The sequence below is a fragment of the Methylovorus sp. SPW-M1 genome, assembly GCF_053848825.1.
On record NZ_CM132626.1, the window covers coordinates 1,966,861 to 1,989,630 of the forward strand.

At 57.0% G+C, this 22,770-nt stretch carries 26 protein-coding genes; 16 read left to right on the top strand and 10 right to left on the bottom strand.

What is annotated here, in order from left to right; translation table 11 throughout:
- Positions 1-8: 8 nt before the first annotated feature.
- On the top strand, positions 9-2,036 hold the full coding sequence (locus tag ACWWD9_RS09200) for an EAL domain-containing protein (RefSeq protein WP_455866864.1): 2,028 nt from the start codon (positions 9-11) through the stop codon (positions 2,034-2,036).
- Positions 2,037-2,124: 88 nt separating this feature from the next.
- Here ACWWD9_RS09200 and ACWWD9_RS09205 read toward each other — a convergent pair whose 3' ends face one another.
- Complete coding sequence (locus ACWWD9_RS09205; RefSeq protein WP_455866865.1) at positions 2,125-2,433, bottom strand: calcium-binding protein; 309 nt, start codon at positions 2,431-2,433, stop codon at positions 2,125-2,127.
- Between the two features lie 328 nt (positions 2,434-2,761).
- Between ACWWD9_RS09205 and purB the strand changes: the two genes are divergently transcribed.
- Genes purB through ACWWD9_RS09250 form a run of 9 tightly spaced genes read left to right on the top strand, consistent with a single transcriptional unit; the run spans position 2,762 to position 9,596 of the window.
- Complete coding sequence (gene purB, locus ACWWD9_RS09210) at positions 2,762-4,132, top strand: adenylosuccinate lyase (protein WP_455866866.1); 1,371 nt, start codon at positions 2,762-2,764, stop codon at positions 4,130-4,132.
- A gap of 11 nt (positions 4,133-4,143) precedes the next feature.
- On the top strand, positions 4,144-4,971 hold the full coding sequence (locus tag ACWWD9_RS09215) for an NYN domain-containing protein (protein WP_015829764.1): 828 nt from the start codon (positions 4,144-4,146) through the stop codon (positions 4,969-4,971).
- Positions 4,968-5,561: an NAD(P)H:quinone oxidoreductase gene (gene wrbA, locus ACWWD9_RS09220; RefSeq protein WP_013441821.1), complete on the top strand. Its 594-nt coding sequence runs from the start codon at positions 4,968-4,970 to the stop codon at positions 5,559-5,561. The genes ACWWD9_RS09215 and wrbA overlap by 4 nt, the downstream gene beginning before the upstream one ends.
- Positions 5,562-5,603: 42 nt before the next feature.
- A complete protein-coding gene (locus ACWWD9_RS09225) occupies positions 5,604-6,317 on the top strand; it encodes a HugZ family pyridoxamine 5'-phosphate oxidase (protein WP_013441820.1) in 714 nt (237 codons plus the stop codon).
- Entirely contained in the window at positions 6,314-6,703 is a 390-nt protein-coding gene (locus tag ACWWD9_RS09230) for a DUF2069 domain-containing protein (RefSeq protein ID WP_013441819.1), read from the top strand. Before ACWWD9_RS09225 ends, ACWWD9_RS09230 begins: the two co-directional genes overlap by 4 nt.
- 53 nt (positions 6,704-6,756) lie before the next feature.
- Complete coding sequence (surE, locus tag ACWWD9_RS09235) at positions 6,757-7,500, top strand: 5'/3'-nucleotidase SurE (RefSeq protein ID WP_013441818.1); 744 nt, start codon at positions 6,757-6,759, stop codon at positions 7,498-7,500.
- Between the two features lie 9 nt (positions 7,501-7,509).
- The gene (locus tag ACWWD9_RS09240; protein WP_013441817.1) at positions 7,510-8,178 is read left to right on the top strand and encodes a protein-L-isoaspartate(D-aspartate) O-methyltransferase; all 669 of its coding nucleotides are present in this window, start codon (positions 7,510-7,512) and stop codon (positions 8,176-8,178) included.
- On the top strand, positions 8,175-9,236 hold the full coding sequence (locus tag ACWWD9_RS09245; RefSeq protein WP_013441816.1) for a peptidoglycan DD-metalloendopeptidase family protein: 1,062 nt from the start codon (positions 8,175-8,177) through the stop codon (positions 9,234-9,236). The genes ACWWD9_RS09240 and ACWWD9_RS09245 overlap by 4 nt, the downstream gene beginning before the upstream one ends.
- 27 nt (positions 9,237-9,263) lie before the next feature.
- Entirely contained in the window at positions 9,264-9,596 is a 333-nt protein-coding gene (locus tag ACWWD9_RS09250) for a hypothetical protein (protein WP_455866867.1), read from the top strand.
- A gap of 94 nt (positions 9,597-9,690) precedes the next feature.
- Here the strand turns inward: ACWWD9_RS09250 and ACWWD9_RS09255 are convergent, their stop codons facing one another.
- From ACWWD9_RS09255 to ACWWD9_RS09280, 6 genes are all read right to left on the bottom strand, one after another.
- Positions 9,691-10,080: a thioredoxin family protein gene (locus ACWWD9_RS09255; RefSeq protein WP_013441814.1), complete on the bottom strand. Its 390-nt coding sequence runs from the start codon at positions 10,078-10,080 to the stop codon at positions 9,691-9,693.
- A 116-nt stretch (positions 10,081-10,196) separates the two neighbouring features.
- Complete coding sequence (locus tag ACWWD9_RS09260; protein ID WP_013441813.1) at positions 10,197-10,796, bottom strand: nitroreductase family protein; 600 nt, start codon at positions 10,794-10,796, stop codon at positions 10,197-10,199.
- 65 nt (positions 10,797-10,861) lie between these two features.
- Complete coding sequence (locus ACWWD9_RS09265) at positions 10,862-11,938, bottom strand: alkene reductase (protein ID WP_013441812.1); 1,077 nt, start codon at positions 11,936-11,938, stop codon at positions 10,862-10,864.
- Between the two features lie 70 nt (positions 11,939-12,008).
- Entirely contained in the window at positions 12,009-12,584 is a 576-nt protein-coding gene (locus ACWWD9_RS09270) for a YceI family protein (RefSeq protein ID WP_013441811.1), read from the bottom strand.
- 27 nt (positions 12,585-12,611) lie between these two features.
- Positions 12,612-13,181 carry a flavodoxin family protein gene (locus ACWWD9_RS09275; RefSeq protein WP_013441810.1) on the bottom strand — a complete coding sequence of 190 codons (570 nt, stop codon included), beginning with the start codon at positions 13,179-13,181 and terminating at the stop codon, positions 12,612-12,614.
- A gap of 57 nt (positions 13,182-13,238) precedes the next feature.
- A complete protein-coding gene (locus ACWWD9_RS09280; protein WP_455866868.1) occupies positions 13,239-13,967 on the bottom strand; it encodes a pirin family protein in 729 nt (242 codons plus the stop codon).
- Between the two features lie 97 nt (positions 13,968-14,064).
- Between ACWWD9_RS09280 and ACWWD9_RS09285 the strand changes: the two genes are divergently transcribed.
- The 6 genes from ACWWD9_RS09285 to tadA all read left to right on the top strand — a co-directional run bounded on the left by ACWWD9_RS09285 (position 14,065) and on the right by tadA (position 20,034).
- Complete coding sequence (locus ACWWD9_RS09285) at positions 14,065-14,967, top strand: LysR family transcriptional regulator (protein WP_013441808.1); 903 nt, start codon at positions 14,065-14,067, stop codon at positions 14,965-14,967.
- A gap of 114 nt (positions 14,968-15,081) precedes the next feature.
- The gene (locus ACWWD9_RS09290) at positions 15,082-15,564 is read left to right on the top strand and encodes a phosphate-starvation-inducible PsiE family protein (protein ID WP_013441807.1); all 483 of its coding nucleotides are present in this window, start codon (positions 15,082-15,084) and stop codon (positions 15,562-15,564) included.
- A 6-nt stretch (positions 15,565-15,570) separates the two neighbouring features.
- The gene (locus ACWWD9_RS09295) at positions 15,571-16,491 is read left to right on the top strand and encodes an AAA family ATPase (protein WP_015829755.1); all 921 of its coding nucleotides are present in this window, start codon (positions 15,571-15,573) and stop codon (positions 16,489-16,491) included.
- A gap of 19 nt (positions 16,492-16,510) precedes the next feature.
- Complete coding sequence (locus tag ACWWD9_RS09300; RefSeq protein ID WP_455866869.1) at positions 16,511-17,488, top strand: DUF58 domain-containing protein; 978 nt, start codon at positions 16,511-16,513, stop codon at positions 17,486-17,488.
- Positions 17,485-19,446 carry a transglutaminase family protein gene (locus tag ACWWD9_RS09305; protein ID WP_455866870.1) on the top strand — a complete coding sequence of 654 codons (1,962 nt, stop codon included), beginning with the start codon at positions 17,485-17,487 and terminating at the stop codon, positions 19,444-19,446. Before ACWWD9_RS09300 ends, ACWWD9_RS09305 begins: the two co-directional genes overlap by 4 nt.
- Before the next feature lie 60 nt (positions 19,447-19,506).
- Entirely contained in the window at positions 19,507-20,034 is a 528-nt protein-coding gene (gene tadA, locus ACWWD9_RS09310) for a tRNA adenosine(34) deaminase TadA (RefSeq protein ID WP_455866871.1), read from the top strand.
- Positions 20,035-20,150: 116 nt separating this feature from the next.
- Here tadA and ACWWD9_RS09315 read toward each other — a convergent pair whose 3' ends face one another.
- From ACWWD9_RS09315 to ACWWD9_RS09325, 3 genes are all read right to left on the bottom strand, one after another.
- Positions 20,151-20,843, bottom strand: a complete 693-nt coding sequence (locus ACWWD9_RS09315) for a Bax inhibitor-1/YccA family protein (protein ID WP_013441802.1) — start codon at positions 20,841-20,843, stop codon at positions 20,151-20,153.
- Between the two features lie 98 nt (positions 20,844-20,941).
- On the bottom strand, positions 20,942-21,997 hold the full coding sequence (gene nagZ, locus ACWWD9_RS09320) for a beta-N-acetylhexosaminidase (protein ID WP_159355940.1): 1,056 nt from the start codon (positions 21,995-21,997) through the stop codon (positions 20,942-20,944).
- A 24-nt stretch (positions 21,998-22,021) separates the two neighbouring features.
- A complete protein-coding gene (locus tag ACWWD9_RS09325) occupies positions 22,022-22,732 on the bottom strand; it encodes a queuosine precursor transporter (RefSeq protein WP_015829750.1) in 711 nt (236 codons plus the stop codon).
- Positions 22,733-22,770 lie beyond the last annotated feature (38 nt).

Sequence of the window (22,770 nt, forward strand, 5' to 3'; positions counted from 1 at the left end):
AACAGGCCATGATGAAATCTAACCCACCGCTAGAAATAATCAAGTGCTCCAGAGGCGCCCACATCAGAAAAACCCTGGATGGCATCATTACTAGCTGGGACCAGCGCGCAGAAGATATGTTTGGTTACTCCTCGCTGGAAGTCATCGGCCAACCTTTCAGCGCCCTCTGCACGCAGGAGCAGCAAGCCCAGGAGAAAAGCCGCCTGAACAAGATGCGGGAAAGCCGATGCATCATGCATTTTGAAACCGAGCATGTGCACAAAAATGGCAGCATGCTGCTTATTCTCAATACCCTCACCCCATTGTGGGATCTTCTTGGCAATATCATTGGCGCTTCACGCGTCGTACATGACCTGACTGAAAACAATCGCATCCGCCAGGCGCTCTTCATGGAGCAGCAGCGCTGGCACGCCATGTTGTCCGCTGTGCGCGACGCCGTCATCACCACAGACCAGCGCGGCCGCATCGAGTTTCTGAATGCGGCAGCCGAAAGGCTGCTAGGGCAGGGCTTAAGCCGCATTGGGGGGCAACCCTTGCGTCACTTCATAAGCCTGGCAGACGGCAGCCTGCAGGCCGGGATTGATGAGGCGCTGAACATCAGCATGCGGGAGATGCGCTCGCTGGATATTCCGTTACGCGTACTGGCTGGGAATGCATCCCCCATACTGAAAAGTACCATCAGCCCCCTCAGCCCTGAAGGCCGACAAAAACCCGGTACTATTATCGTTCTGCAAGAGGGGCAGGCCCCGGTAACTGGCCAGCCGGAACTGGACCCGCTAACCGGCATTCACAATCGCACCACGCTCGAAACCCGTCTGCAAGCCGCGCTTGCTTCTGCGCATACGCAGGGCGAGCAGCATATGTTCATGTATCTTGATCTGGACCAGTTCAAGATTGTCAACGATACCTGCGGCCATGCCGTCGGTGACGCCTTGCTCAAGCAGATCGTCAGCATCATCCGCGGCTGCCTCAGCACAGACGCCTTGCTGGCCAGGCTGGGCGGAGATGAGTTTGCCATTCTGCTGTTATGTTGCGATAGCGATGCCGCTGGCAAGATTGCCGATGACATCTGCAACCGGATCGAGGCGTTCCGCTTTGCGCATGAGCAAAAACGCTTTCACGTCAGCGCCAGTATCGGTCTGGTCAGGATAGACCATCAGTGGCAGGACATCAGCGCTCTGCTGCAAATTGCCAACGCTGCCTGCTACACCGCCAAGCAGGAAGGTCGCAACCGCACGCACCTGTATCGCGATACCGACTTCGCCATCAAAAAACATCACGAGGAAATCCAGTGGGTGAACCGGCTGGAACTCGCGCTGGAAGAAAACCGCTTCAGCCTGTATTGCCAGCGCATTCTTCCGCTGAACGAAAACAGTGGCATCCACGGCGAGATCCTGCTGCGCCTGCCGGATGGCAATGGCGGCATGATCCCTGCTGGCGCGTTTATGCCAGCGGCCGAGCGCTTTCATATCACTTCCCGCATTGATCGCTGGGTCACCAAACGCGTGCTGCACTGGCTCATGCAATACGAGCATGTGATCGACCATATTGATGTGCTGTCCGTTAATATTTCCGGGCAATCCATAGGCGATCGGGCCTTTCATGACTACATGCTGGAGCTGATCGTCTCCACGCCTGCCACTTACTCCAAATTATGTTTTGAGATCACCGAAACCGCTGCCATTACCAATCTGGCCGACGCCAATAGTTTTATCGCCTCCATGCGCCGCTTTGGCATTCGTTTTTCACTGGATGATTTTGGCAGTGGCGTATCGTCCTTTGGACACCTCAAGAATCTGGACGTGGATTACCTCAAGATTGATGGCCAGTTCATTCGCGCGATTGATAGCAATGTGATTGATCAGGCCATGGTGCGGTGCATCTGCGAAATTGCCAACGGCACCGGATTGAAGACCATTGCAGAATATGTAGAAACCGTAGAAGTGGAAAACCTGCTGCGCGGCATGGGCATTCACTACACGCAGGGCTATCTGCGCCACAAACCGGCCCCGCTGGATGAGATGCTGAAGCCCTGAGGCTATGAATGAGGAAAGCTTGTCACCAGTGCAAGCTCAAAAGCTGATAAGGGGAACGTAAAAAAAAGCGGTAACCGCTGGGGGCTATCTAGTAGAACGAACGCGAAAATGGCGAGCCACAGCTTTTGCTGTTGGCAGCAGACACCATTTCATCCATCACCAGCTTGTTGAAATCCTTGCCATGCACGGTTTCGATATAGGCACGCACTTCCTCCACCGTTACCATGCCATCATGGTCCTTGTCCATTTTCTGCAGGCGCTCTTCCACCGTGATAAAGGGCGACTCGGCGGCGGCAACCGGAATGGCACAGACGACAAGGGCAAGCCCGGCCAATTTCCACATGTCGATTTTCATGATGTCCATTTTGATTTCACCTTCATTCCCGATTGCATGCATGGCCTTCACCGTCATTTGAAAACCAAAATTTCCATTGACGCCACGCGGATTGCGGCACACGATTGAAACACGCGAGCTGACCGCTAGCTGCTTGTTATTTAACCACATAACCCCTTGCCCGGATACCATCCATGATCATTCCCTTGTATGGCGCTGATCGTTTCAGAAAACATGATGGATCATCCTGTCGCTCAATCTCCATCATGCGAGCCCTAAGCTTCTGACCTCATCATCGGCATGACATTCCAAATATTTCATGATCAGATTTTTGCCCACCCTCGATGTAGGGTAAAATCTTGTTCTTTTTACAATTGAGCAAAGGCTGCTGATGGAACTCACATCACTCAATGCACTTTCACCGCTTGATGGTCGTTATCAAGCCAAACTGGATCCGTTACGCCCTTTTTTCAGCGAATATGCGCTGATCCGGCATCGCGCCCTGGTGGAAGTCGAATGGCTCAAAGCACTGGCGGCTGAGCCTGCGCTGGCAGAAATCGCGCCATTCAGCCCGCAAACCATCCAGGACCTGGATGCTGCCATCGCCAACTTTGGCGAAGTGGAAGCCTCACAGGTCAAGGCGATTGAATCGCGCACCAACCACGACGTCAAAGCCCTCGAATACTGGCTCAAGGAGCAATTCGACGGCAACAGCGAAATCCGCAAGGTCAGCGAATTCATCCACTTCGCCTGTACTTCCGAAGATATCAACAATCTCTCCCATGGCCTGATGCTGAAAGCAGCCCGTGACCAGGTCATGCTGCCCACGCTGGAGCAGATGATCACGCGCCTGACCGAGATTGCCCATGACCTGGCCGATGCGCCCATGCTGTCGCACACACACGGGCAGCCTGCTTCACCCACCACGCTGGGCAAGGAAATTGCCAATGTGGTTTACCGCCTGCGCCGTCAGCACAAGCAGCTGGCCGAGGTGGAAATTCTGGGCAAGATCAATGGCGCCGTCGGCAATTTCAATGCGCACCTGTCGGCATATCCTGACTTTGACTGGGAAAACTTTGCCCAGAAATTTGTCACCGCGCTGGGGCTGACCTACAACCCTTACACCATTCAGATTGAACCGCATGACTACATGGCGGAGCTGTATGACGCCCTGTCGCGCATCAACACTATCCTGATCGATCTGGATCGCGATGTCTGGGGTTACATCTCCCTGGGTTACTTCAAGCAGAAGGTGAAAGAAGGCGAAGTCGGCTCTTCCACCATGCCGCACAAGGTCAACCCGATCGACTTCGAAAACTCCGAGGGCAATCTGGGCCTGGCCAATGCCGTGCTGCGCCATCTGGCAGAAAAACTGCCGATCTCGCGCTGGCAGCGTGACCTCACTGACTCCACCGTGTTGCGCAATATGGGCGTGGCGCTGGGTTACACCCTGCTGGGCTACGATTCCTGCCTCAAAGGCCTTAACAAGTTGGAAGCCAACCGCGCGCGCCTGCTGGAAGACCTGGACAACAACTGGGAAGTGCTGGCAGAGCCAATCCAGACCGTGATGCGCCGTTATGGCATTGCCAACCCTTACGAACAGCTGAAAGCGCTCACGCGCGGCAAGGGTGGTATCAGCAAGGAATCTCTGCAGGCGTTCATTCAGGACCTCGAAATCCCACAGGATGCCAAGCAATTACTGCTCGACATGACCCCCGCCAGTTACATCGGCAAGGCGGTTGAGCTGGCCAAGCGCATTTGATCGAGCATGGCATGATCACCGACCGTAACAATCCACGTCTGGCAGTGCTGATAGACGCGGACAATACCTTCAAGGTGATCGATATCATCGACGAGCTGTTCGAGGAAATTTCCAAGTTTGGCGATGCCAGCGTCCGGCGCATTTATGGTGACTGGACGCAAAACCAGCTGAACCGCTGGAAGGAAATCCTGCCCAAGCACGCCATACAGCCGATACAGCAATACGCTAATACCAAGGGCAAAAACTCCACGGACAGCGCGCTGATCATTGATGCCATGGACCTGCTGTATACCGCCCCGCTCGATGGCTTCTGCATTGTGTCCAGCGATAGCGATTTCACGCGCCTGGCGATCCGTTTTCGTGAATCCGGCAAAATGGTGTACGGCTTTGGTGAGCAAAAAACGCCTGAATCGCTGATGGCGGCCTGCAACCAGTTCATTTACATCGAGATTCTCTCGCAGAACAAGCTGGCAGACAGCGCTGCCATCGAGCCGGAACCAGCAGCGCAGGAGACTGCCAAAACGACCAAGGGCAGAGCAGCAAAGGTTGCACGACCTTCTGCCACCGAGCCTGCCACCGCCCCCGGCATCCGCAAAAGCGCCAAGGAACTGGCGATGGATACCAAGCTGGTGACGCTGATACGTTCTGCGATTGAAGCCCTGTCGGACGATGATGGCTTTGCCCATATGGGCGAAGTCAAAAAACACATCGTGAAAAACTTCTCGGCATTCGACTCGCGCAATTACGGCTATGGCAAGTTCAGCGACCTGATCAAGGCCACCGGCCTGTTTGAAGCCGACACGCAAAAGCAACGCATCAAGGACAAGCGCAAGAAATGAGCGACATACTGGTCTTGTATTACTCACAGGGCGGCGCCGTGCGCGACATGGCGCAACTGATTGCGCGCGGGATTGATAGCGTGCCCGACATGCGGGCGCGATTGCGCACCGTGCCTAAAGTCTCGGCCAATTGCGAGGCAACCGAGCCGGAGATTCCAGCGACTGGCGCCCCCTATGTAGAACTGAAAGATCTGGAAGAATGTGTGGGCCTGGCCCTAGGCAGTCCCACCCGTTTCGGCAATATGGCAGCTCCCATGAAATATTTTCTGGATGGCACGACCAGCCTCTGGCTCAAGGGCGCACTGATCGGCAAACCTGCCGCCGTATTTACTTCCACCGGTTCGCAGCATGGCGGCAACGAAAGCACATTGCTCACCATGATGTTGCCTTTGCTGCACCACGGCATGCTGATAGTCGGCCTGCCCTATTCCGAGCCAGCGCTGGCATCCACCACCAGCGGCGGCACGCCTTACGGTGCCAGCCATATCGGTGGCGCCAGCGATGACCGGCCAATTACCGAAGATGAACGCAAGCTGTGCATTGCCCTGGGCAAGCGCCTGGCCATCACCGCGGCCAAGCTTGTCGCCTGACTCGAACACCATGGCAGCCACTCCGAACACAAAGCCTGACGCATGAACCTCAGTACTGAAGCCCGACAATTTCTGCATCGTTCGCGCAAGGGCGTGCTATCCACGCACTCGGCACGCTTTGCGGGTTACCCGTTTGGCTCCATCGCACCTTTTGTGGTGGACCATACCGGCTGCCCCATCATTTTGATCAGCACGCTGGCCGAGCACACCAAAAATATCCTGCAAAACCCACACGTTTCGCTGATCGTGCTGGATGATGCCGATGACATGCAGGCCAACGCGCGTCTTACCGTGCTAGGCCAAGCGCTGGCGGCTGACAAAACCGATGCCGATCTGCGCGCACGCTATTTGCGTTACTTCCCCCAGGCCGCGGGGTATTTTGATATGCATGATTTTTCGTTTTATCGCATTACGCCGGTGCAAGCGCGCTACATCGCAGGCTTTGGCAAAATGGGCTGGGAAGAAGGCGCCGCGCTCACCACGCCGTTGCCGCCACTGGCACAGCAGGAAACCGGCATCATCGAGCACATGAATGCGGACCACGCCGACAACCTGCGTGCCTATTGCCAGCACTTTCACCAACTTGATACCGAACAGGCCGAGATGATAGGCATAGACAGCCTGGGGTTTGACGTACGCGCCTCCAGCGCACACCAGCCGCCCACCATACTGCGCTTTGAATTCGAGCAAGCCATCCAGGATGCCATGCAAGCACGCCAGGCACTGGTGGCGATGGCAAAGGCGTGCCGCCCATGATCAAAGGTCTGCGACTTGGCGCCAGCATCAGCCTGATTGCCCTGATTTTATTGTGTCTGGCCTGGGAAGGCTGGCTGGCGCCCTTGCGTCCGGGTGGCTCCATGCTCATCTGGAAAGCTGCCTTTCTGCTGCCAGCACTTTTCGGCGTGTTGCGCGGCAAGCGTTACACCTATCAGTGGGCCTGCATGTTTATTCTGTTTTACTTTACCGAAGGCTGTGTACGCGCATGGGCTGATAGCGGATTATCTGCCCAGCTTGCATTGATAGAGGTAGCCCTGACCCTCGTGTTTTTCACCTGCGCGATTTTCTATGCCCGTTTTACCCGCCCCAGCCAGATGGCTACTGCAGCCAATAAAGCAGCAGCACAAGGCCAAACTCAAAGCTGACCAATCACGTTAAGCCTGCCCCAACGCCGTCATTATTCCCTTATAATAATTGCATGAGAATTCTACTATCCAACGACGACGGCTATTTTGCGCCTGGCCTTAGCATTCTGGCCGAGCACATCAGCAAGATCGCCGAAGTCGTCGTGGTCGCCCCCGAGCGCAACCGCAGCGGTGCCAGCAACTCCCTGACACTTGATCGTCCGCTGACCGTGCGCAAGGCGCTTAATGGTTTCTACTACGTCAACGGCACCCCTACCGACTGTGTGCACCTTGCGGTGACCGGCCTGCTGGACCAGCTGCCCGACATGGTGATCTCCGGCATCAATGATGGCGCCAATATGGGCGACGATACGATTTACTCCGGCACGGTGGCCGCCGCCATGGAAGGCTATCTGCTAGGTGTGCCCTCCTTTGCGTTCTCCATGTCGCATCATAATCCAGCGCATTTCGAGACCGCCGCCCGCGTCGCCGTTGAGCTGGTGCAGCATATCCAGAAAAAAGACACGCCGCCGCCCATGCTGCTCAATGTGAATATTCCCGATGTGCCTTACGATGCCCTGCAAGGGCGTGTGATTACCCGCCTGGGCAAGCGCCACAAGGCAGAGCCCGTGATCAAGTCGACTACACCGCGTGGCGAAACCGTGTACTGGGTAGGTGCCGCAGGTGGCGCGCAGGATGCAGGTGATGGCACCGACTTTTATGCGGTGGCCAACAACCGTGTCTCCATGACACCCCTGCAGATTGATCTCACGCACTACAACCAGCTGAGCTCCCTGAAAACCTGGCTAGACTTCTGATCAAGACCCATGAGTAGCGTAATCCGTGGCATAGGCATGACCTCTCTTCGTACGCGTGAGCGCATGCTGGCGCGTCTGCGTGAGCAAGGCATACGCGATGAAGTCACCCTTTCCGCCATGGGCAGCATTGCCCGCCATATTTTTGTCGATGAGGCTTTGTCCTCTCGCGCCTATGAAGATGTGTCCTTGCCTATCGGTTTCGGCCAGACCATCTCCCAACCGTATATCGTCGCCCGCATGACGGAAATCCTGCGTGCTGGCAAACCACTGGGCAACGTGCTTGAAATCGGCACTGGCTGCGGCTATCAGACCGCCGTGCTCTCCAAGGTGGCAAAAGAAGTCTACTCGGTGGAGCGCATACGCCCCCTGCTGATGAAAGCCCGCGGCCACTTGCGCGAGCTGCGCATGAGCAACATCAAGCTCAAGCATGCGGATGGCACCATGGGGCTATCGGAGATGGCACCATTCGATGGCATTATTGTCACAGCGGCTGCCAGCCATGTACCGCAGGAGCTGCTGGAACAGCTGGCGGTAGGCGGACGCATGGTGATCCCGGTGGGCACCGAAGAACAAATCCTCTACCTGATTGAACATGTTGCCACCACCAATGGCAGCGAATACCGGCAAACCAAGCTCGAGCCGGTGAAGTTCGTTCCCCTGCTGGGCGGAACGAATTGAGTGGACATCATCATTTGAGTATACAAGCTGCTTTTTACCGTTATCTGACCCTGGCATGCACACTGGTGCTGGCAGCCTGTGCCGCCAATGAGCCCGCGCCGGTCATCGACCGCCGGCCACCCGCCAGCAAGGCACCTGCCGTAAAACCTGCCAGCTCCGTAGCCACCAGCCAGCCCGGAAAGGATTGGCGCCCGGACCGCTACACCGTGAAAAAAGGCGATACGCTGTTCAGCATTGGCCTGGAGTACGGCTATGACTACAAGGAAATCGCGCAGGCCAATAACATACCGCCGCCTTACATCATCCGTATTGGCCAGCAATTACAGCTGAAGTCGGTGGACAGCAAGGAATCCACAGACACCGCTACAGGAGTGGTCACCGCCCCCCTGGGCAGCGGCGATGGCAACGTCGTAGTCCGTCCCTTGGGCTCGGATGCCCCGCCATCTGCCAGCAGCCCTGCCACCGGGATCCCGGTGCTGAGCGAGCCCAAGGCGTTGCGCGTGCCATACAGCGAGCAAGCCATGCAGGTTGCGCCAGTCAAACCAGCAACGGCAACGCCAGCCGCCACAACGGCGGATGCAGCCAAGGCTCAGGAAGCAAAACCGGCTGAGACTAAACCCGCGGATGCGAAGCCTGCCGAGACGGCTGCCAAAGCAGATGCCGCAGCAACTGGTAATGACGAGGCGCTGGAATGGGTCTGGCCCACCAATGGCAAGGTCATTGGCACCTTCAGCGACACAGGCAGTGGCAAAGGCATTGATATTGCCGGTTCACAAGGGCAGCCCGTGGTAGCAGCCGCCCCTGGCAAGGTGATCTACAGCGGCTCGGACCTGCGTGGTTATGGCAAGCTGGTGATTATCAAGCACAACAAGACCTATCTCTCGGTCTATGCCCACAATAATCAGATTCTGGTGAAAGAGGGCCAGCAGGTCAGCCGCGGCCAGAAAATTGCCGAGATGGGCAACAGCGATACCGACAAGGTCAAGCTGCACTTTGAAATACGCCAGCAAGGCAAATCCGTCGACCCCGCCAAATACCTGCCCGGCAGCAATCCTTAACCGCGATCAAATGGGAGTGTCTGCATTATGAAAACCAGCCAGCCCGAAAAACCGGATTCATTGAAAAGCACGCTGATTGCCGTGTTGAAAATCGGCATCATGCTGCTGGGTATTGTCGGGCTGGCGGTGGAGATTTTTCGCGACAACGGTCTGCTGAAGCAATTATTCACAAAAATGCTGGATTCACCGCTGGGGATATTCTCCATTCCATTGGCACTGCTGGCGCTCTATCTGTTCAACCGCTGGCTGGGCACCGCGACTGACGGCAAAGCCTCCGCCCGTGGCGATCTGCCCATGTACATCATGATGGGCATAGGCGCCTACTTTCTGTATCGCCTGATTACAACCGGAAGTTTATGACCATGACGGCGAACGCCGCTACTGGAATGGCATCGGGTACAGCACATGCTCAAGACATGCTGCACCCGACGCAGATGGATGGAAAATCCGGGAATTACTTGGCGGCCGCTTCTTTTGCCAGGCGGGCGTCTTCTTCCGCCAGATAGGCACGTACCTGCGTCATATCAAAGTCGCGCGTCCATTCGATCAGCTTGTCCAGCGCAGGCGCGCCGATTTCGCCGATTTGTGCATGAATGCCAGCCTGTTCCCGAATCACCAGAATGCCTGGTACTTTTTTCACTTCGAAGTATTCGGCAATCTCGGGCTGATCATCCGTATCCACCATGCCAAACACGATGTCAGGATTTTTCTCGGAAGCCGCGGTGAATACGTCGGTAAAGTTTACGCAAGGCTCACACCATGGCGCCCAGAAATCGACAATGACGATGGCATTGTTGACGATCGTGTCTTTGAAGTTACTGCGGTTTAAGGTTACCACTGCCATGATCCGACCCCTGCTTTTATAGTAAATAGGCTGCGATTCTAGCAGATGAAAAAGCATTCGGGGCACCCAAAGGCGCCCCGAATCGATATCCAGCCTGCGACAGAATCAAGTCCGGCTTAGGCTACCGGCTTGGCCCAGGCACCATCAAAAAAGATATCGCCCAAGGCTTTGCGCGCACGCGGAGCGGTTTCCCGGTCCAGAATATCGCCGGAAAGCGTGGAGACATCCGCGGCATAGCCCACCGAAATCATGGCCATCAATTGAAACTGCTCGGGGATAGCAAAGACTTCGCGCGTTTTTTTCGTGTCAAACCCGCCCATCTGGTGCGCCATCAGGCCGAGTTCTTCCGCCTGCAGGCACAGGTTTTCAGCGGCGGCGCCCGCATCATAGCTGCCCCAGCGGTTTTCCTTGCCATTGTGATCAAACAGCGTATTGGCGGTCACCAGCAACAGCACCGGTGCATTGCGCACCCAGGACTGATTGCCTTCGACCAGACACTCAAACGCTTGCTGCCAGGCGCCGGCATCATGGTTGCGATCCCAGACAATAAAACGCCATGGTTGGTCACCAAAGCAGGATGGTGCCCAGCGGGCGGCTTCGAGCAAACTGATGATCTGCTGGCGGCTGACCGCTTTGGCGGCGTCATACGCGCGTCCGCTCCAGCGGTTCGCGATAATCTCGGCAACAGGGACTTGCGTGGTAGCTGGCTTTTTCATGAATACTCCTTGTTCTGATGGAAATCAGCCCTGATCACGTCAGGGCTGAATGTGGCAATAAGGGCTTAAGCTTGCTGCAATGTCGGGTAATCAGTGTAGCCCTTTTCCGTGCCACCGTAGAAGCTGGCCTGATCCGGCGCATTCAATGGCGCATCCTGGCGGAAGCGTTCCACCAGATCCGGATTTGCCAGGAAAGGTACGCCATAGGCTATGGCATCGGCATGCCCGCTGGCAATGGCCGCGTTGCCTTTCGCTTTGTCATAGGCCAGATTGGCGATGTATGGGCCCTTGAAGTGTTTGCGCAGCACATTGAAATCAAATGGCGCCACTTCGCCGCCGCCCATGCCGCCTTCGACGGCGTGCAGATAGGCAAGACCCAGCGGGCTCAATACTTCGGCTACATGATTGAACAGTGCCTGTGGATTGGAATCCGCCATGTCGTTGAACGGGTTAAGAGGCGAAATACGCACGCCCACCTTGTCAGCACCGGCCACGGCAATCACCGCGTTCACAACTTCCAGCAACAGACGGCTGCGATTTTCCAGGCTGCCACCGTATTGATCCGTGCGCTTGTTGCTGCCATCACGCAGGAACTGATCCAGCAGATACCCATTGGCGGCATGCACCTCTACACCATCAAAGCCGGCTTCCAGCGCATGTTTGGTTGCGGCAGCGTAATCTGCCACGATGCCGGGCAACTCGGCCAGTTCCAGCGCACGTGGCGTGACGAAATCCTGCAGCCCCTGATAGGTAAAGGCCTGTCCGGCAGGCTTGATGGCAGAAGGCGCCACCGGCAAGGCATTGTCTGGCAGCAAGGATGGATGCGAAATACGGCCTACATGCCAGAGTTGCAGAACGATTTTGCCACCTTGGGCATGCACGGCCTGCACCACTTTTTTCCAGCCTTCCACTTGCGCCGGGGTATGGATACCAGGGGTTGCCGGATAACCGTGGGCCATGGCGGAAATAGGCGTGGCTTCGGTGATGATCAATCCAGCACTGGCACGCTGCTGGTAGTAGAGCGCATTGAGGTCAGTTGGCACATTGCCGGTGCCCGCGCGGTTGCGGGTCAGTGGCGCCATGACCATGCGGTTTTTGAGTTGGATGGAACCCAGGCTTACCGGGCTGAATAGATCTGTCATCGAGAGATTCCTTTACGTTTTAAATACAAATGGCGTGCAAGCACGCCAAGGTTAAGAATCAGGAATTAGCTTACTTTTGCTTCACGCCTTCAATCAGCAGATTGACTTCAATATCGTCACCTACCGGGCTGCCCACCTTCTGGCCCCAGGTGTAACCATAATCGGAAGCCTTGATCACAGCGTTTGCTTCGATCCCGGTGCGTTGGCCGCCCCATGGGTCATTGCCATAGCCCAGCACCACGAAGGGGAAGGAAATCTCCTTGGTCACGCCATGCAGAGTGAATTTACCGGTGATCACGCCCTGGGTTTTGCTTTTGGCTTCGACCTTGGTGCTGACAAACTGGATTTCGCTAAAGGCGCCAGCATCCAGATACTCAGGCTTCTGGATATGCTCATCGCGCTTGGCCAGGCCAGTGCTGATGCTGAGTACATTGATGCGGGCATCGACGCTGGAGTTAGCCAGATTATCCGGGTCCAGTTTGATAACGCCCTTGATGTCATTGAAGCTGCCGGCAGTCTTAGAAACCACGTGGCGAATCTTGAAGTTGGCAAAGCTGTGTGCGGTATCGATGTTGTAGGTATCGACAGCAGCAGATGCAACGCCAGCAAAACTTACGAGCGCCAGAGAGGCGATGATGTGTTTCATTGAAATCCCCATTAAAAATGCAAAAAATTAAGAAGCCTGTAAACGCTTGGCTAGCTCGGCTACGCGTTCACCCAGATGTTCGGCAGTCAGCAGATCACTTTGTATAGGCGCCACATCGGCACCCTGGTCGCTATTGGCTTGTGCCATTGCGCCCAGAAAACTGCCCAGTCGATTTAAATCGTTTACTGAGCCCTGACTATGATTATTGCCGGGCAACAGCCCCAGACTGACCCACAGCATGCCATGCTGAGCAGCAAATACGGACAGCTGAATCAGACTATCCAGCTTGTCGCCGCTTTGGCTGGCAGAGGTGGTAAAGCCAGCTGCAAGCTTGTCTTGCCAGCCGCGCTCGTACCAGATCTTGGAGCTCGCTTCCATGAACTCCTTGAACTTGGCCGACACCGAGCCCATGTAAGTCGGACTGCCGAAGATAATGGCATCGGCCCCTGCCAAAAGTTCCCATTGCTGCTGAGCCTCTTCGCTGGTCAGCAAGTGAACTTGCGTGCCGGCGGATTTGCCAGCACCGCGTGCGACGGCCTGGGCCTGGGCGGCGGTGTGGCCGTAGCCACTGTGATACACGATTGCGATGGTTGCCATGATGTGTGCTCCTGATGAGTTAGTTGAGATACAGCTGACGTATTGAGATAAAAGACCTTAGATCGACTGCGTTGCGGGAATGTGATGGGGTGGCAGATCAAACAGCAGCACTTCCGCTTGCGTCAGCGCCCGTAAGTCCAGCCGGGTTTCACCATCCATTCTGATCGCATCCCCTTGCTGCAAATCCTGTCCATTGGCCTGAAGGCTGCCCTGGGCGACTTGCAGGTAATAGCTGCGTCCACTATCCAGCGGCATGTCCAAGGTTACACCCTGATCAAGCACACTGGCGTAGAGATCCACGAACTGGTTGATCTTCAAACTGTTGTCACGGCCCTCGCGTGAGGCAATCAGGCACCAGCGATTATGCTTGGCGGCGAGTGGAAAATGCTTTTCTTCATAGCCGGGTGACAGCCCATCCTGCTCGGGCATCAACCATATTTGCAGCAGATGTGCCTGCGAGGTCTGCGATGCATTGAATTCACTGTGAGAAATACCGCTGCCCGCCGTCATACGCTGCACATCGCCGGCATGGATGGTCGATCCATTTCCCAGGCTGTCTTCATGGCGCAAGTCGCCCTGCAGCATATAGGTGATGATTTCCATATCACGATGGCTGTGCATGCCAAACCCGCGGCCCGGCTCAATCACGTCCTCATTGATCACGCGCAGCACTGAATAACCCATATAGGCGGGGTCGTAATAACTTGAAAACGAAAACGAGTGGTAACTATCCAGCCAACCCAGATTGGCATGTCCCCGTTCCCGGGATTTTCTCAGCTTGATCATGAATGCCTTATTCAATTATATTGAATGACCTGCAGCATATTAAACCTAAGGCCAAGACGAGATTAGCAAATAATTTTGCATATCTCATTCAAAAAATATGAACACCTCTCTCACCATGGATGCACTGGAAGTGCTGGATGCCATTGCGCGCAAAGGCAGCTTTGCAGCGGCAGCAGAATCGCTGTTTCGCGTGCCATCGGCCATCACTTACACGGTGCGCAAGCTGGAAAGTGATCTGGGCATTGCCATTTTTGACCGCAAAGGCCATCGGGCGGAGCTGACAGAAGCAGGCGCCGAGCTGTTGCGAGAAGGCCGACGACTGTTGCAGGCGGCGCAAGAGATTGAGTCCCGCGTTAAGCGCGTGGCCACCGGCGTAGAAACCGAACTGGGCATTGCCTTGAGCGACCTGTTTACTGTGGCCCCGATATACCGGGTGCTGGAAAAGTTCTATGCCCAAGGATTTGGCACGCGCATCCGGCTGATGCGCGAGGTATATGGTGGCAGCTGGGATGCCCTGGTCACTGGCCGTGCCGACATTTCCATAGGCGCACCGGGCGATGGCCCGCCCGGCGGCGGCTACATTACCCACACCATGGGCACGGTGGAGTTCGATTATGCGGTAGCTCCGCATCACCCGCTGGCCGCCCTGCCCGAACCACTGCAAAATCAGGATATCCAGCAATACCGCTCCATCTCCGCTGCCGATAGCTCGCGTGACCTGGCGCCCCGCACCTCCGGCATCCTGCAGGGGCAGGATGTGCTGACGGTATCGGACATGGCATCCAAACTCCTGGCCCAGCAACGCGGTCTGGGAGTGGGCTACCTGCCCCGCACCATGGCCGCAAAGCATGTTGCCAATGGCACGCTGGTGATCAAACAGGTGGCCGAACCCAAGCCTGAGGTGCCCTGTTTTCTTGCCTGGCGCAGCGATGGCGGCAAAGCGCAGGCCTGGCTGATTCGCGAATTTTCCCAACTAGCACTGGATGAACTGCTGATCTAGTGCCAAAATCCATGATGCAGCCTTGGATCAGAACAGTTCAAGGCCGCGCAGGACCAAGAGCATGGCCGGGGGAAGGCCATTTCATCCACCTAATATTCATCAAGAGCTGCCATCATGATCAGAGAAAAACCAGAACAATACGACAAAGTGCATATTCCACGTGAGCTGTATGCTGTTAACCGCTATGCCGTCAAAGCCATGGTCTGGCTCAATGGCTTTGCCCACATCATCATCGGGCTGGCACTGGCCGTGGCCGTGCTGATGTTTACCTGGCTGTTTTATGTGGATGTGCGCGATGCGGCCTCCGCCCACAATCTGGTACATGGCTTTTTGCATGCCCTCGGTACCCTCATGCTGCTGTGGTCCATCTCGGCGCTGATTACTGCAGAGATTCGCTATCTGCGTGGCAGCCAGCTGGAAGTGGAAGCCTTTATCGAAGTTGCCATGATCGTGGTCCTGCGCAAGCTGATCGTCATGCCGGTGGAAGATGGTTCGCTGATCCCTTCCGATGTCGCCCTGTGGGTAGGCGCAGGCCTGATGCTGGGCATCATGTATGTGCTGGTACGCTGGTCCAACAAATTCGGTAAAACCAACTAAACGCCTATGTCCAGCCTGCACCCTGTCGCCGCCCAGATCATTCGTGCCACCTCCAGCATCATTCTGGGCAAGGAGCAGCAGATCAAGCTGGCGCTGGCGTGCATTCTGGCGCGCGGACATCTGCTGATCGAAGACTTGCCCGGCATGGGCAAGACCACGCTTTCGCATACGCTGGCGCAGGTACTGGGCTTGCAGTTCAACCGCGTGCAGTTCACCAGCGACCTGCTGCCGGGTGATGTGCTGGGCATTTCAGTGTATGACCGCAATATCGGCGCCTTCACCTTTCATCCCGGCCCGGTCTTTACCCACGTGCTGCTGGCCGACGAGATCAACCGGGCCACGCCCAAAACCCAGAGCGCGTTGCTGGAAGTGATGGAAGAAGGCCAGGTCACCCTGGAAGGCGAAACGCGCCCGTTGCCAACGCCCTTTTTCGTGATCGCCACACAAAACCCCACCCACCATATCGGGACGTTCCCCCTGCCGGAGTCACAGCTGGACCGCTTCCTGATGCGCATTCGGCTGGGCTACCCTGATCCGCAATCCGAGCGAGCCTTGCTGCAGAACAATGGTGGCCGCGCCCATGTTGGCGAGGTCGAAGCCTGCATCAGCGCGGTCGAGCTGATGGCCTTGCAGGCGGAAGTAGACCATGTGCACCTTTCGGATGCCCTGCTGGATTACCTGCAAGCCCTGCTGCAATACAGCCGGCAAGCGGTGGATTACAGCGCCGGGTTATCGCCACGCGCCGGACTTGCCCTGCGGCAATGCGCGCAAGCCTGGGCGCTCATGCACAACCGCGACTTTGTCATTCCGGAAGATATACAGGCCGTGCTCCCGGGCGTAGCGGGCCACCGTCTGCAATGGGCCGTCGGCATGGAATCCCATGCGGATAGCGGACTGCATTTATTGAACGCGGTCGCCATCCCCTAGCGCGGCCAGCACAACGCCTGTGAGCCGCCCTGCTGCCTTTATCAAATTTTCCCTGAACTGGACACGCTGGCTACGCACTGCCCGCGCTGACGCCCGCCGCGGCCCCGTTCTCACCACCCGCCATATCTACATCCTGCCGACTCGCGCTGGCGTGCTCTACGGCACCATCATCATTGCCATGCTGCTGGGCAGCATCAATTACAGCCTGAGCCTAGGCTTTGTGCTGACCTTTCTTTTGGCTGCGCTGGGCATCGTCTGCATGCTGCATACATGGCGCAATCTCGCCTGGCTGGAAGTCAGCCACTGCCAGGCCAGCCCCGTGTTTGCTGGGGAAGAAACCACACTGGAAATTCGCCTCAAGGAATCCTCCGGCCGCATGCGTCATGCCATTTACGCCTCCTGCGCAGCCTGCCTGCAGCCGCAGAGCACCGACATCCCGCCCAGGCAATCCGGCACGATCACGCTCGCTTACCCCACCACCCGACGCGGCTGGAGCGAACCCGGGCGCCTCACCCTGTTCACCGTGTTTCCCTTAGGCCTGTTGCAGGCATGGTCGTATGCCGATACGGATTGCCGGGTGCTGGTTTACCCGCGCCCGGCAGCGTCTGGCCGCAGCAGTGCCAACAGCACGGATCAGGCAGGCAAAGGCAGTCGGGATAGTCTGTTGGGCGATCAGGATTTTGCCGGACTGCGCCACTATCGTCCGGGCGACTCGCCACGCCGCATCGACTGGAAAGCCTCTTCGCGTGAGCAAGGCATGTACAGCAAGCATTTTCAGGGCGAGCCCGTATCCAGCGTCTGGCTGGACTGGCATGAAACCACAGGGCCCGATGGCGAGGAGCGCATCTGCCAGCTGGTACGCTGGGTGGTGGAAGCGCATCAGGCTGGAGGTCGCTATGGCCTGCGCCTGCCGCAGCTCACGCTGGCGGCGGATCGCGGTGAAGCGCATTACCACCGCTGCTTGCAAGCGCTGGCACTGATGGAGTTGCCCGCATGAGCGTTACCCGCCACGCCCTGCGCAACTTCACGCCGCAACGCCATGATGTGATCTGGCTGCTGCTTTCCCTGCTGGCGGTATGGGGCTTGCACATTGCGCACTTGCCGCTGTGGATCAATGGCCTGATGGCGCTCATCTTCGGCTGGCGCTGGCTGATTGAGTCGCGAGGCTGGTCGCTGCCACGCATGCCGGTATTGCTGCCGCTAACGCTGCTCGGCATTGCCGGCATCGTCGCCAGCTTCGATGGGCTGTTCGGGCGCGATGCCAGCGTCGCCCTGCTCACGCTCATGCTGGGGCTGAAGCTGCTGGAGTCCCGTACCAGCCGTGATTTCATGCTGGTGATCTTCATAGCCTATTTCCTCACCGTCAACGCCTTCCTGTTTGGTCAATCCATGCTGGTCGCGGCTGGCATGCTGATCCCGGTGACGGGCCTGACAGCTGCCCTGATCGGCCTGCAAAAACCGCAGTCGAGCTCAGACCAGGGCCTGCAGTTACGCCTCGCGCTCACCCTGCTGGGGCAGGCCATACCGCTGATGCTGGTGCTGTTTGTGCTGTTCCCGCGCCTGCCGGGGCCGTTGTGGGGCATGCCCAAAGATAGCTACAAGAGCATGACCGGGCTTTCTGACCGCATGCGCCCCGGCGATATCAGCGAGCTGAGCCTGTCTGGTGCCACGGCATTTCGGGTCAGCTTTGTCGGTGCGCCCCCCAGGGCAAGCCAGCTTTACTGGCGCGGTCCGGTGTTCGGCTATTTTGATGGCCGCGAGTGGCGTGCCGACAGGCGTGCGGGGTATCTGCCGCGTGAATCGCTCTCGGTACGTGGAGAACCTGTGCGGTATAGCGTGACGCTGGAACCGCACAACCAGCCATGGATGCTGGTGCTGGACATGCCATCGCAATTGCCCGCAGGCGCCCTGGCGAGCCCGGATCTGCAGATACTGGCGCGTGAACCGGTACGCACCCGCATACGCTATGAAGGTGTATCGCATCTGGACTACACCCTGGCGGATCAACTATCGCCGGTGGCCGAACGCTATCTGCTGCAACTGCCCCAGCAGGGCAACCCCAAGGCACGCGCCCTGGCCGAACAATGGCGCGCACAACTGCCAGACCACCAGGCCATTGTAGATGCCGCGCTACGCATGTTTCGCCAACAGGACTTCTATTACACGCTGACTCCGCCGCCATTGGGCACGAACAGCATCGACGACTTTCTGTTCAACTCACGCCGCGGGTTCTGTGAGCACTATGCCGGGAGCTTTGCCTTTCTGATGCGGGCCGCCGGGATTCCAGCACGGGTGGTCACGGGTTATCAGGGCGGTGAGTTGAATCCGGTGGGCCAGTACATGATCGTGCGTCAATCTGACGCCCATGCCTGGACCGAAGTCTGGCTGCCCAATCGCGGCTGGGTGCGGGTAGACCCGACCGCCGCCGTATCGCCATCGCGCATTGAAGCAGACATCGCCAGCGCCATTAGCGAAAGCGCCAGCCTGCCGCTGCTGGCACGGCGCGATCACCCGCTGCTGCGCAAGCTCTACCTCAACTGGGATGCCATCAACAACGGCTGGAACCAGTGGGTGCTGGGTTACAATCAGCAAAAGCAGGCCGAGTTGCTATCCCGGATTTTTGGCGCATCTTTTCCATTGTCGTTACTCACGGCACTGTTTATCGCGGTTACAGCACTGGTGCTAGGCCTGATCAGCTGGGTACTGCTGCGTGACAAAACAAGGCGCGACCCGCTGCAACAGGTATATGCCAGCTTTCTGCGAAAGATGGCGCGCGCAGGTTTGCAGCAAGCGCCTGAGGAAGGCGCACAGGATTTCAGCCATCGGGCACAACAGCAGTTGCCCCTGCAGGCTGCGCAGATCGCGGCGATTACGGCGCTTTATCTGCAATTGCGTTATGGTCGCCCCTCTAACGCCTCGCTGCAGATGCTGAAGCGCCAGATCAGGAATCTATAAGTATTAACAACTTACAAGTCTATAACAGTTATAACTCACTCATTAGCAAACCATTTACTCATGACGCCGCCAACACCTCTCACCCCAGACGAACAGCTCGCCATCGACCAGGCCTTCATGCAGCAGGCACTGCAGCTGGCGCAAGCCGCCGCTGACGCTGGCGAAGTGCCTGTCGGTGCGCTCGTGGTGCTGGATGGGGCTATTATCGGGCGCGGAATGAATGCCCCCATAGGCCGCCACGACCCCACTGCGCACGCAGAAATCCAGGCCATGCGCGAGGCCGCCGCCGCCATAGGCAACTATAGACTGGTAGGCTGCACGTTATACGTCACGCTGGAACCCTGCGCCATGTGCAGCGGCGCCATACAACACGCCCGCATTGCGCGTCTGGTATACGGCGCCCGCGACCCCAAGACCGGCAGCTGCGGCAGCGTGATTGACCTGATGGCAGAGCCCAGGCTCAACCACCATACCGAGGTGGTAGGCGGCATTCTGGCCGAAGAATGCGGCAGCATGCTGAGCCGCTTTTTCTCCGCCCGCCGTGCCAGCAAAAAAGCGCTATCCAGCAAGCCGGATACTGCTGAATAGCCTGGTTTTGTCAGCAGACATGCTCCAACAAAAACTCAGCTTTCACGTACAACAGACATAAAAAAACCGGCCATTTCGGCCGGTTTGATCCGCTTGCCAGCGATCAAGGCAAATCGTTAGTCACGGTCACCCAATACTGCCATCAGAATCTGCAGCAGGTTGACGAACAGGTTGTAGATATCCAGGTAAATAGCCAGGGTAGCCATCACGTAGTTGGTTTCGCCACCATTCACAATGCGGCTCACGTCATACAGAATGAAGCCCGAGAACAGCAGCACAGCCACGCCAGACAGGGCCAGCGAGAAGGCTGGAATCTGGAAGAACATATTAGCCAGGGAAGCAATGATGAGCAGCACGATGCCGACCATCAGGAACTTGCCCATGAAGCTGAAATCCTTCTTGGTGGTGGTGGCAATACCAGCCAGTGTCAGGAAGATAATGCCGGTGCCGCCTGCGGCAAGACCAATCAGCTGGCCGCCATTACGCAGTTGCAGCGCCACTTGCAGGATAGGGCCAAGCATCACGCCCATGAACAGGGTCAGAGCCAGCAGCAGAATCACACCCAGGCCGCTGTTGCGGTTGGCCTGAATGCCATAGAACAGGCCGAACATGCCAGCCAGTGTGGCCAGCGCGAACATGATGGGGTGCTGGGCAGCCCAGCTGAAATTCATGCTCATGCCGATGAATGCCCCGATCACGGTGGGGATCATGCTGAGTCCGAGTAGCGCGTAAGTATTGCGCAGTACCTTGTTGCTATCGGCAACCAGCACTTCGGAATTACGTGCGATCTCATAATTGCTTTGCATCATTTGCGTTCCTCATCAAAAAATCTGTACTTCAATCAATTGTTAAGACTAAACAAACATCGGTAAAGTTTCAACCTTGGCATGACATTTAGCACGGCCCATCAGGAAGCCTCGGCGAACATGTCATCCTCATGAATGCCGATCTGGCTGATGGTGTGCACTGCCTCGATATACTCGTGGCTTTCGCGCAGGGCCGTCATGTCAGCCGGATGCAGTTTGCCATGCATGCGGGCGAGCCGTGCCAGACTGGGTGCCGAAATATTCCACTGAAGATTTTCAAGCAGCTCATCGGCAAGGTCGGGACGATTGCACAGCAAGGCCATATCACACCCGGCATTCAGTGCGGCCAGCGCACGCTGGGTAACATTGCCCGCCACCACCGCGCCTTCCATCGATAGGTCATCGCTGAAAATCACACCGTTGAACGCCAGACGTTGCCGCAGGACCTTCTGCAGCCAGCGCTCCGAGAAGCCAGCGGGCTTGTCGTCCACCTTGGGGTAGATCACATGCGCAGGCATGATGGCGGGCAGGCCGTCATCAATCATCTGGCGGAAGGGTTGCATGTCGGTAGAGGCAATCTCGTCAAAGCTGCGTTCATCCACCGGAATCGCCACATGGGAATCCGCAGCAATGTAGCCATGGCCGGGGAAATGCTTGCCCACTGCCGCCATGCCACCACGTTTGAGGCCTTGCATCAGCGCATACGCGAGCTCGGCAATGGCCTGTGGCTGCATGTGAAAGGCGCGATCGCCGATCACCTGGCTGACGCCGTAATCCATATCCAGCACTGGCGTAAAACTGAAATCAATGCCATGGGCACGCAGTTCCACGGCCATCAGCCAGCCTGCTTCTTCAGCCAGCTGTTTGGCTTTTTTCGGTTGTTTATCCCAGATTTTGCCGAATTCGCGCATGGGCGGAATGCGGGTAAAGCCTTCGCGGAAACGCTGCACGCGGCCGCCCTCATGGTCCACGCCTATCAGCAAGGGTGGCTGGCGCACGGCATGAATGCTGGCGGTGAGGGCTTTCAGTTGGGCGGGCGACTGGTAGTTGCGGGCGAACAGGATCACCCCACCCACCAGCGGGTGTTGCAAACGGCGGATGTCGGCGGCGTCCAGTTCGGTGCCAACCACATCCAGCATAATCGGGCCTAATGTCATGGTTTGGTTTTCAAGAGCTTGATGTTAAGTGTCGGTTTTCAGGGCAAACGGATTGAAATCGGTATGGCGGTCGTAGTAATCCTCGTTTTCAGCACGCTTGAGCCAGGCCACCACTTTGTATGTCACCGGGGTGAATACGACTTCCACACCGACCTTGGCCACAAATTGCGCCAGCATCACCAGTGGCAGCTTGTCATCGGGGATCACCCCGCTACCGTAAAACGCCAGGGGATAAAACAGCGCAGAATCCACGCCTTCACCGAAGATGGTAGAGCCTATGGTGCGCATCCACAGCCAGCGCCCAGCAGTCATGACTTTCATTTTCGCCATGATGTAGGAATTCACAAACTCGCCTGCAGCAAAGGCCACCAGCGAAGCCAGCGATACGCGCCAGGCCGAGCCGAAGGCCACTTCATAGGCTTCCTGGTTATGCCAGAACGGCGCGGCCGGCAAGGCGACGATCATCCACGCCATGAACGAGGCAAAGGCGAGGCCAGCAAACCCGGCCCAGATGACTTTGCGTGAACGGGAATAGCCGTAAACCTCGGTCAGGATATCGCCAAAAATGAAGGAAATAGGGAAAAACAGCAGGCCCGCGCCGAAGGTCAGCGTGCCCAGCACCGGTACGTCGATCTGCGAAATCTTGGCCGGGCCAATCAGATTGGAGCAGACCAGCACGGTGACAAAAGCAGCCATCATGAGGTCGTAATAGCGGTAGCTACGCGTTGTCTGCACGGGGAAGTAAGTTTTGGAAAGCGATGCCGGAATAGTAG

Coding starts and splice junctions, on each gene's coding strand:
- ACWWD9_RS09230 (WP_013441819.1), top strand. CDS start 6,314: ATGATCAAAGGTCTGCGACTTGGCGCCAGCATCAGCCTGATTGCCCTG.
- ACWWD9_RS09265 (WP_013441812.1), bottom strand. CDS start 11,938: ATGACAGATCTATTCAGCCCGGTAAGCCTGGGTTCCATCCAACTCAAA.
- ACWWD9_RS09255 (WP_013441814.1), bottom strand. CDS start 10,080: ATGGCAGTGGTAACCTTAAACCGCAGTAACTTCAAAGACACGATCGTC.
- nagZ (WP_159355940.1), bottom strand. CDS start 21,997: ATGACATTAGGCCCGATTATGCTGGATGTGGTTGGCACCGAACTGGAC.
- ACWWD9_RS09270 (WP_013441811.1), bottom strand. CDS start 12,584: ATGAAACACATCATCGCCTCTCTGGCGCTCGTAAGTTTTGCTGGCGTT.
- wrbA (WP_013441821.1), top strand. CDS start 4,968: ATGAGCGACATACTGGTCTTGTATTACTCACAGGGCGGCGCCGTGCGC.
- ACWWD9_RS09225 (WP_013441820.1), top strand. CDS start 5,604: ATGAACCTCAGTACTGAAGCCCGACAATTTCTGCATCGTTCGCGCAAG.
- ACWWD9_RS09250 (WP_455866867.1), top strand. CDS start 9,264: ATGAAAACCAGCCAGCCCGAAAAACCGGATTCATTGAAAAGCACGCTG.
- surE (WP_013441818.1), top strand. CDS start 6,757: ATGAGAATTCTACTATCCAACGACGACGGCTATTTTGCGCCTGGCCTT.
- ACWWD9_RS09275 (WP_013441810.1), bottom strand. CDS start 13,181: ATGGCAACCATCGCAATCGTGTATCACAGTGGCTACGGCCACACCGCC.
- ACWWD9_RS09305 (WP_455866870.1), top strand. CDS start 17,485: ATGAGCGTTACCCGCCACGCCCTGCGCAACTTCACGCCGCAACGCCAT.
- ACWWD9_RS09285 (WP_013441808.1), top strand. CDS start 14,065: ATGAACACCTCTCTCACCATGGATGCACTGGAAGTGCTGGATGCCATT.
- tadA (WP_455866871.1), top strand. CDS start 19,507: ATGACGCCGCCAACACCTCTCACCCCAGACGAACAGCTCGCCATCGAC.
- ACWWD9_RS09215 (WP_015829764.1), top strand. CDS start 4,144: ATGATCACCGACCGTAACAATCCACGTCTGGCAGTGCTGATAGACGCG.
- ACWWD9_RS09200 (WP_455866864.1), top strand. CDS start 9: ATGATGAAATCTAACCCACCGCTAGAAATAATCAAGTGCTCCAGAGGC.
- ACWWD9_RS09260 (WP_013441813.1), bottom strand. CDS start 10,796: ATGAAAAAGCCAGCTACCACGCAAGTCCCTGTTGCCGAGATTATCGCG.
- ACWWD9_RS09205 (WP_455866865.1), bottom strand. CDS start 2,433: ATGCATGCAATCGGGAATGAAGGTGAAATCAAAATGGACATCATGAAA.
- ACWWD9_RS09290 (WP_013441807.1), top strand. CDS start 15,082: ATGATCAGAGAAAAACCAGAACAATACGACAAAGTGCATATTCCACGT.
- ACWWD9_RS09280 (WP_455866868.1), bottom strand. CDS start 13,967: ATGATCAAGCTGAGAAAATCCCGGGAACGGGGACATGCCAATCTGGGT.
- ACWWD9_RS09315 (WP_013441802.1), bottom strand. CDS start 20,843: ATGATGCAAAGCAATTATGAGATCGCACGTAATTCCGAAGTGCTGGTT.
- purB (WP_455866866.1), top strand. CDS start 2,762: ATGGAACTCACATCACTCAATGCACTTTCACCGCTTGATGGTCGTTAT.
- ACWWD9_RS09240 (WP_013441817.1), top strand. CDS start 7,510: ATGAGTAGCGTAATCCGTGGCATAGGCATGACCTCTCTTCGTACGCGT.
- ACWWD9_RS09295 (WP_015829755.1), top strand. CDS start 15,571: ATGTCCAGCCTGCACCCTGTCGCCGCCCAGATCATTCGTGCCACCTCC.